Here is a 7,762-nt window from a genome sequence, read left to right on the forward strand (position 1 = left end):
GGGGCGGGGCGGCGGCGGTGCCCAGCCCCGTCCGGGCCGTCCGCCGTCCCCCCGGCCGCGGCCGCCGCGCGGGCCGTATTGGGGCCCCGTATATGGCGGCTGGCCCTATGGCGTCATGGTCAGTGATCCTGGTCCCTACGTCGCCCCGGCCCACGACGATCCTTGGCGTACGCCGCCCGGACAAGACGGCAGCTTCGAGCCGGTGGATTTTCCTTTGCAGGATGGTGACGACGACGGCGCCGACGAGCTGCAGGGCGAAGTGCAGCAGGAAATTCCGGCCAAGGTCAAGCAGGCCATCGCAAGCCTGTCGGTCAAGCTGGACTTCGAGGATGCCGGCACCCTCGCCGCCGTGCGCAAGGCCGGCAAGCTGACGGGGGCGGCCATCTACATCATCGCGTTTCGCAAGAACGGCCAGCAGCGCGCGTACGTTGGCGAAACGAAGGACATCCAGAAGCGCATCCGCAAGCACATGCTGTGCGGCGCCGTGCTTGGAGTCTCCTTGCGCAACTACCGCATCTACGTGGCGCAGCCGAAGGTCGATCCGGCCACCCGGCGGCGACTGGAGAAGGCCATCAACGTGTACATGCGCCGGCCGGAGAACGCGGGCGTGGTGACGAACCAGCGCAGTGAACTGGAAATGGAAGTGATGGGTCCCGATTGGACATGAAACGAGACGAAGGAGTCAGCCATGCATGCGAAACAATGCAGTTGCGGCCAGTGCCGCAACCAGGAAGTGTTCGAGATCCTGCCGTTCTTCCAGCAGCAGGGCAGCCCGCTGAGCGAAGAGGAGGAACTGGCACTGACGATGGAGCTGCTGGAAATCGACAGCGAGGAAGAACTGGACCAGTTCCTCGGCAAGGTCTTCAAGAGCGCCTGGAAGGGCATCAAAAAGGTGGGCTCGGTCATCGGCAAGGTGGCCAAGCCGCTGGGCGGTGTATTGAAGGGGATCGCCAAGCAGGCCTTGCCTTTCGTGGGCGGCGCGCTGGGTTCGATGATCCCGATTCCCGGCGTGGGCACGATGATCGGCCGCGCCGCCGGCACGGCGCTGTCCAAGGCCCTGGAGATGGAGCTGGAGGGCCTGGACCAGGAGCAGCAGGAATTCGAGATGGCGCGCCGCTTCGTGCGCATCGCCGCGAGCGCGGCCCAGAATGCCGCGGACGGCGGCTCGCCGCAGCAGGCCGTGCTGGCGGCACTGCGCGAGCACGCCCCCGGCATCCGGCTGCAGGGCTGAACAACCTGAGGCGCTGCCATGATCGTCGACAGCCATTGCCACGCCGGCCCCGGCGACGGCCTGACGGGCCCGTGGGACAGCAACCTAACGCTGGGCCGCTACCGGCGCCGGGCCGTCGCGGCGGGGATCGACCGCAGCGTGCTGCTGGCCGCCTTCCACTCCGACTACGCCGTCGCCAACGCGGCGCTGGCGCAAATTGTCGCGGCCCACCCGGACCGCTACTACGGCTTCGCCTTCGTGCACGCCGCGCGCGACCGGGGCCGCATCATGGAGATGGTCCGCACGGCGGTGGAGGACTACGGCTTCGTCGGCATCAAGGTGCACCGCCACGACGCGCCCATCAGCGGCGAAATCTGCGAGGCAGCCCGCGCCTACGGCCTGCCCGTGCTGTACGACCCGATGGGCGAAGTGCACGTGGCCGAACTGCTGGCGGCCCAGTACCCGGACGTGAACTTCATCTTGCCCCACTTGGGCAGCTTTGCGGACCAGTGGACGGCGCAACTGGCCATGATCGACCACCTGGTGAGACACCCGAATATTTATACGGACAGCTCCGGCATCCGCCGCTTCGACCTGCTGCGCGAAGCGGTGCGCCGTGCCGGCCCGCACAAGGTGCTGTTCGGCTCCGATGGACCGTGGCTGCATCCGGGGCTGGAGCTGCACAAGATTCGGCTGCTGCGCTTGCCGGCGGCGGATGAGGATTTGATTTTGGGTGGGAATCTTTTGCGGCTGATTGGTTAAGGCCTTAGAGGATTCTCGTTACCGTAGGAGTGCTTCCACCCCTTGCTGCAGGTCAGGCTGCCCTGTAAATGCCAGCAGCTCGTCCAATCTACTTGCGGCCGAGATGTCGTTTCCTTTCGCTGACTGATGCATTTCAGGGCCGCGCTTCAGGTCTTTGGTCTTGTTCGATGGCGGTGCCCCGATCGATGTAGCGGCAACGATGGTCCCCTCACACATCACGGGCCCGCTACCAGCCAGGTGGCGATCGATGTCTTCGAAAATGCACCAGGTCAACTCATGATTCGAGTAAGCTACGAAACCTGAACAACGTCGTCGTATGCGGTGCCGACTCGTGCGTCAGGCCGATGCCGACAAACGCTCGCATTTCCTGGCTATCGTAAATTGAATCTTCGATGCCTTCATGTGACAATCCAAAATTCTGCTGGGCGATACACATCCGCAGCATGCGCTCCAACCCAACTGGCGGCCGGCCTCGCCCATCACATTTCGGGTAGTACGGCAGGAGCGCAGAACTCAGCGCCCGGCAAAGGTGTGATGCCCCAATTCCAGCGAGGAATCGGTGGTTTGCAAAGCGCTTGTGCTGCATCGTGTTTTTGCTTGAGAGTTCACTTTCGGCCTTTCACCCCTGATTTCCGCGTCCTATACTGACCATTCCGAGCGCTGTATATGGTTAATGGGGGATATATGAAGTTACTGTTGCGTGGTTCGCTGACGAAGGTTGTACAGGTGTTTGCCATGTTGCTGGCTACCATGTTGAGTTGCCAGGCGGAAGTCTTGCAATTCAGATTCGAGTTTCGCGGATTTCTATCCGATCTTGAACCTCACTGGAATCCTTCCATAACCTTTTCAGGTTATTTTGCTGGCGAAGACCGCAATGGAGACCTAGCGCTTGAACGCAGCGAGCTTCTAGCTTTCACAATGGGTAGCTTTGATGTTTACAATGATTGCACCGGTGCCTGCACTTTCTCGTATTTCCGGTACAGTGCACTTGAGGTAGTGAAGTTTTCTTATCATACAAGCATCAATACGGGCAGCGAATGGACCGTGCACGCCATTCAGAATCTCAATCCTGCAGAGCCGTTTTCTTCGTCGTCGTGGGGTGAAGGTGTTTCTAGCAATATTTATGCAACCTCGCAAACCACGTATTCAATCACGTCCGTCGTGCCTGAGCCCTCCGCCGCGCTGATGGTGACGGTTGGGGCAGCGTTGACAGGGATTGCTCTACGCCGGCGCAGGATCCCCTCCGATTAAATGAGGGCGGCGTCAGCGCGTGGTGCAAGCTCGCTGTGGCAATCCCTTGCGTCCTGCAGTAGGGATTGGATGCGGCTGGAATGCTCTTTGGACCATAAGTATAGCTCAGGAGTGTCTATAAAATATCGTGGCGATTCAAAAATTCTCATTCCGGTCTTGCAACTCATTGCTAAGTCGGATTATTGAATTTTTCCAAGGCGTCAAGCGATCCATCCCAATCAGGTGGCGTCTGCATCTTCTTTTTCCTCTTTTTTACTATAGTGCATCCGAGGAGCATTGCACTGTCATCAACAAAAACGCACCTGATCGCAAACGTACACACATCAAAATCTTCTACACGCAATTTATTATCTCGCAACGCACTGAGCCGATGCTGCAATTCTGAGAACCCCCATTTCGCAATTCCTGCAGTGGAAGTTGTCATATCTTGTATGTGTAGGGTTGCTAGGGAAGCGCTGATCTATTCGTTTTTTTTTGCGTCGCATTTGCGCGCAAATGATCGAATGGCAAGCCGACAAGCGCATTTTCGAGCTATTTGGCGCAATACTCTGCGCCTTCCTGCAATCAAGAGGGACTACGAGATTCGGTGTAGTAAAGCGCCTGCCGGCCAGCACCAGGTTGGCGAACGCGAACAACGTAAACAGCTGTGCGGTGTTCTTTGCCAAATCTATATTAATGATATTCATGGGGATTTTTTATACTCCATGATTCGCCCTGTATCCATAAGGCTTGGCTTGTCTTTATTTTCGATAAAGTATTGTGTATCACCATCTTTCCCAAGATTTGGGTTGTTTTTAGTAAAACTAACAGCCATGCAAGTATCTTTGGTAAGAATATAGTTGTAAACTTTTGTTCGCATCGGCCTTGCTTTAGCGTTACTCCAATATTCCGTGTGAGCAACCTGCACAGAGTCGCGGCCTGTCCTTTTTGCAATCGAGTGGGCGATGAATTGGCTTTTCGGTGAGCTTCGAAAATTAATTTGTATTCTTCCTTTACCCCTTTTTCACTAACGTCGCCCCATCCTTTTATGAGGCTATCTTGACCATCAATCTTAGCCATTAAGCATTTTGTCACGCACGCTGATGAAAACGCGAAAGGCCATATCGCCTGCCGAAGATTCGATGTAATAATAGAGCGGCTCTCTGCTGCTCGCTCGCTTCTCAAGCAAGTCATCCCTGAATGCCCTTAGTGCCATATTTATCGCTCAGGAATGTATGCGAATTGCAATGATTCAAGATTTTTCCCTCCGAGGTCGCAAATCATTGCTGAGCCGGCTTGTTGAATCTTTCCAAAGTTTCGAGCGATCCATCCCAATCCGGTGGCGTCTGCATCGCTTTTCTCCTCTTCTGCACGATAGTACAGCCGAGTAAAGTTGAGCTGTCGCTATCAAACACGCATCTGATTGCTAATTCGCCCACATCAAACTCATCTACACGCAAATTGCTGTTTTCTGGCAATGCGTTGAGCCGAGTCTGCAACTCGGAGAAGCCCCACTTCTGAATGCCCGCAATGCTAGTTGTCTTATCTTGTATTTGCAAGATTGCTAGGAATCTTCCCGCCGCCAATATGTGCGTCCGCCTGAGGCAAAAGGCCTTCTCGGTCACCAGTCTCTCCAGGAGTAATGCCCACGTTTCATCGCGGTAGGAACGGCACCCATCAACAATATCGCCGATATTAATCATGGTTTATGAACCCCCAGTCCAGTACGCCTGCCTTTCAGCAGTACTTCATCTTCCCCATAAACGTCGTCGGAGAACTCCCACGACCAGCACTCTTCTTCTTTCGGGGCGCCAAACGGGGCGCTTAGCAAAACACCTCCAGGACCGTCTCTGTTTGCATGCCACTTTGCAATGCTCTTTCGCCTCGACCACGAGGTATATTGGCTTTGACCTGAATGCCCACCTTCATTGTGCGCCTTTGCCGTGGCGCCTCCGGTCTCAAGCGCCGGAGTGGCAATGCCTCGCCTCGCATCCGCGATCGCTGGATGCTTGGCCGCTACACCACGGTACAGGTGACCTGACTCAGGACACGGACAGCATTGCGGGGCCTGTTCCGCTTGGGCGCGCCTTTGCGTTCGCCGCTGAGATGAATTTCCACTAAGGCCTAGCGGGTCGACCAACTCTGTCGGGTTTGGAACATATGCGTGAACATTTATGCCCCCAAGCAATCCAATTGGGTCTTTTGATACGAACCGCCCGATGTATGGATGATAGTACCGATACCGGTTGTAATGTAGTCCAGTCTCGTCATCAAAGTATTGCCCTTGAAACCGGATCGGATTGCGTGTCCCAGCCTTGCACGCCGCGTCGCTGATCGCCTCTTTCGCCTGCCCCCACGCCTTGTACTGCGCCGACCATGCTACCTTGCCCTCGTAATCCGTCAACTCCTGCGGCGTGCCGAGATGATCGCATTGATAGAAGGCGATCTCCTCCTTCCCGAACGGCTCGGCTTCCGGTTCAAAATCGCCATTCCACAGCGGATCAAGCGCGATATCGTACTTGCCATCGTTGCCCGCCATCAGCGCGTTGACATCTGTGGTGGGCGCTAGTCGCAGCGCCTGGCTTCGCGTGGCCTGCACCAGCGGCACGAAGCTGTCACGTTCATACACATAGTGGACCGTCCGTTCGCTCCCAGCATAGCCCGGGTGTACGCTGCTCTCCAGCGCCAGCGTATCGCCATCCCAACCGTACATGGTTCGGGTCGCCCGGCCGTGCTTGGCGATGCGCCGCCCCAGCGGGTCGTAGGCAAAAGTGGTGACGCCATGCCGGGTAGTCGCACGCGTCATCCGATTGAAGGCATCCCACTCAAAGCTGTCGCGCTGTCCATTCCGCACCCACTCGACGAGGTTACCGCGCTCGTCGTAGCGGTAGGTGGTGCCCGCATATTCTTTCAACAGGTTGTCCAGCACCTTTGGCAGCGGGGCGGGGCGGGTAATCCTCTCTTGCACAGGACTGGGCGCCTGGATATTTCCGGCCGGGTCGAAGGCGAAGGTTTCGTGGCCCATGGCGCTGTTCGCCGCCAGCAGCCGTCCGATTGGGTCGTAGCGGTAGTCGATGCGGCCGCGCCGGGTGTCCTCGAGGCCTGTCAGCTGGCCGGACCGGTCGTAGCGGTAGCGCCGCTGGATGGCTGCTGGCATGCCGGCCTGGACGTCGGGACAATACGGGTCAGGGTGGAAGTCGATGTTATTTCGGCCCAGCTGCTGTTCGATCAGGCGGCCGGCCGCGTCGTACTGCATCGTTTGCAGCAGGCCGTTGGCCTGGATGCGGCCCGTTTCCTGGTACAGCGCGTCGCGCTCGAAGGACACGAGCTCTTGTCCGTCGAGCAGCAGGCCGTGCACGTGACCGGCGCCGTAGATCAGCCATTCGGTGCGGTGGCCGTCGGGGCGGGTCGTGCCGATACGTTGATTGAGTTCGTCATAGCGGTGGTGCCAGACCGCAGTGCGCTTCTCGAGGTGGAACGGGCCCTGGTAGTGCTGGTGTTCGCGCACCAGGTTGCCGGCGGGGTCGTAGAACCATTGCAGCCGGGCGTGTTCGTTCCGTGCGTCGGCCAACTGGCCGTTGGCGTTATAGGCGAACGTTTCGATCTGCTCCGGCTGGCCGGGGGCTGCGGCCCGGCGTTGCACGAGGCGGCCCATGGGGTCGAAGTCGAGTCGCGTGATCACGCCGGCGTCGATGGTTTCCGCCAGCACGCCGGTCGATTCGTCGTAGCGGTAGTCGGTGGCCTTGCCATCGAAACCCTGTTCCTGAAGCAGGCGGCCGACCGGGTCGTAGCGGAAGCGGTACACGCTGCCGTTTTCGTTCTCCAGCGCGGACAGGCGGCCCAGCGCGTCCCACCGGTACTGCAGGCTTTGCCCAAGGGCGTCGATGCGCTGTGCGATCAGTCCGGCTGCCGTGTAGCGGTAGGCGGTGGTGCGTTGCAGGGCGTCCGTGTGTGCCAGCAGGCGGCCTTCGGCATCGTGGCGCAACTGCTCTTCGCTGCCGTCGGGGTGGAGGACGGTTTCCAGTTGGCCGGGATGATTGCCGGTGTCTACGCTGTGCGCCAGCGTTTCTGCGCTGACGGGCGTGTAACGGTAGCGGGTGACGTGGCCGGCGGCGTCGATGCTCTTGACCAGACGCTTGCGCTCGTCGTATTCCCACTGGCTGCTGTGGCCGGAACAGTCGGTGTAGCTGGCGAGCTGGCCGTCTCGGTTATAAGCGAGCTGCTTGACGCCGCCCTTCGCATCGGTGACTTCGACGGGCCGGCCGGTCTTGTCGTAGGCATAGTGCGTCTTGTTGCCGCGCGGGTCGGTTTCCTCGACCAGGTGGCCCTGGGCATCGTAGTCGCGCTTCCAGGTGCCGCCTTCGGCGTCGCGGATGCCGGTGATGCGATGTTGGGCGTCGTATTCGAAATGGACCTGGCTGCCGTCGGCGCGGGTGTGCGTGAGCAGGTTGCCGTGGTCGTCGTAGCGGAAATGCTCGCTGCCGCCGTCGGTGTGGATATGACGCACGACATTCTTGGCGTCGTCGCGGAACAACCATTCCTCCAGCCCGTCCGGATACA

7 protein-coding genes and 2 pseudogenes are annotated in these 7,762 nt (G+C 58.9%); 4 read left to right on the top strand and 5 right to left on the bottom strand.

The window, feature by feature from the left end; genetic code table 11:
* From GM672_RS26580 to GM672_RS26590, 3 genes are all read left to right on the top strand, one after another.
* The coding region (locus GM672_RS26580) for a GIY-YIG nuclease family protein (RefSeq protein ID WP_211517445.1) at positions 1-667 on the top strand (667 nt) is incomplete at its 5' end.
* 21 nt (positions 668-688) lie between these two features.
* Positions 689-1,231: a hypothetical protein gene (locus GM672_RS26585; RefSeq protein ID WP_155473527.1), complete on the top strand. Its 543-nt coding sequence runs from the start codon at positions 689-691 to the stop codon at positions 1,229-1,231.
* Positions 1,232-1,249: 18 nt separating this feature from the next.
* Positions 1,250-1,972: an amidohydrolase family protein gene (locus GM672_RS26590; protein WP_155473528.1), complete on the top strand. Its 723-nt coding sequence runs from the start codon at positions 1,250-1,252 to the stop codon at positions 1,970-1,972.
* 105 nt (positions 1,973-2,077) lie between these two features.
* Here the strand turns inward: GM672_RS26590 and GM672_RS29415 are convergent.
* A pseudogene (locus GM672_RS29415) lies at positions 2,078-2,558 on the bottom strand (transposase); the annotation flags it as partial.
* A gap of 98 nt (positions 2,559-2,656) precedes the next feature.
* Between GM672_RS29415 and GM672_RS26600 the strand changes: the two are divergent.
* Positions 2,657-3,223: a PEP-CTERM sorting domain-containing protein gene (locus tag GM672_RS26600; protein WP_170300263.1), complete on the top strand. Its 567-nt coding sequence runs from the start codon at positions 2,657-2,659 to the stop codon at positions 3,221-3,223.
* Positions 3,224-3,787: 564 nt separating this feature from the next.
* Here GM672_RS26600 and GM672_RS29035 read toward each other — a convergent pair.
* The 4 genes and pseudogenes from GM672_RS29035 to GM672_RS26610 form a co-directional block, all read right to left on the bottom strand.
* Positions 3,788-3,888: pseudogene (locus GM672_RS29035) on the bottom strand (IS5/IS1182 family transposase); the annotation flags it as partial.
* A gap of 17 nt (positions 3,889-3,905) precedes the next feature.
* Positions 3,906-4,208, bottom strand: a complete 303-nt coding sequence (locus GM672_RS30270) for a hypothetical protein (protein ID WP_503826363.1) — start codon at positions 4,206-4,208, stop codon at positions 3,906-3,908.
* A gap of 274 nt (positions 4,209-4,482) precedes the next feature.
* Positions 4,483-4,905 carry a hypothetical protein gene (locus GM672_RS26605; RefSeq protein WP_170300264.1) on the bottom strand — a complete coding sequence of 141 codons (423 nt, stop codon included), beginning with the start codon at positions 4,903-4,905 and terminating at the stop codon, positions 4,483-4,485.
* Entirely contained in the window at positions 4,902-7,736 is a 2,835-nt protein-coding gene (locus GM672_RS26610) for an RHS repeat-associated core domain-containing protein (protein ID WP_229417965.1), read from the bottom strand. Before GM672_RS26610 ends, GM672_RS26605 begins: the two co-directional genes overlap by 4 nt.
* Between the last annotated feature and the right edge of the window lie 26 nt (positions 7,737-7,762).

It is taken from the genome of Pseudoduganella buxea (assembly GCF_009720835.1).
Lineage (GTDB): Bacteria > Pseudomonadota > Gammaproteobacteria > Burkholderiales > Burkholderiaceae_D > Rugamonas > Rugamonas buxea.

Coding starts and splice junctions, on each gene's coding strand:
- GM672_RS26605 (WP_170300264.1), bottom strand. CDS start 4,905: ATGATTAATATCGGCGATATTGTTGATGGGTGCCGTTCCTACCGCGAT.
- GM672_RS26585 (WP_155473527.1), top strand. CDS start 689: ATGCATGCGAAACAATGCAGTTGCGGCCAGTGCCGCAACCAGGAAGTG.
- GM672_RS26590 (WP_155473528.1), top strand. CDS start 1,250: ATGATCGTCGACAGCCATTGCCACGCCGGCCCCGGCGACGGCCTGACG.
- GM672_RS26600 (WP_170300263.1), top strand. CDS start 2,657: ATGAAGTTACTGTTGCGTGGTTCGCTGACGAAGGTTGTACAGGTGTTT.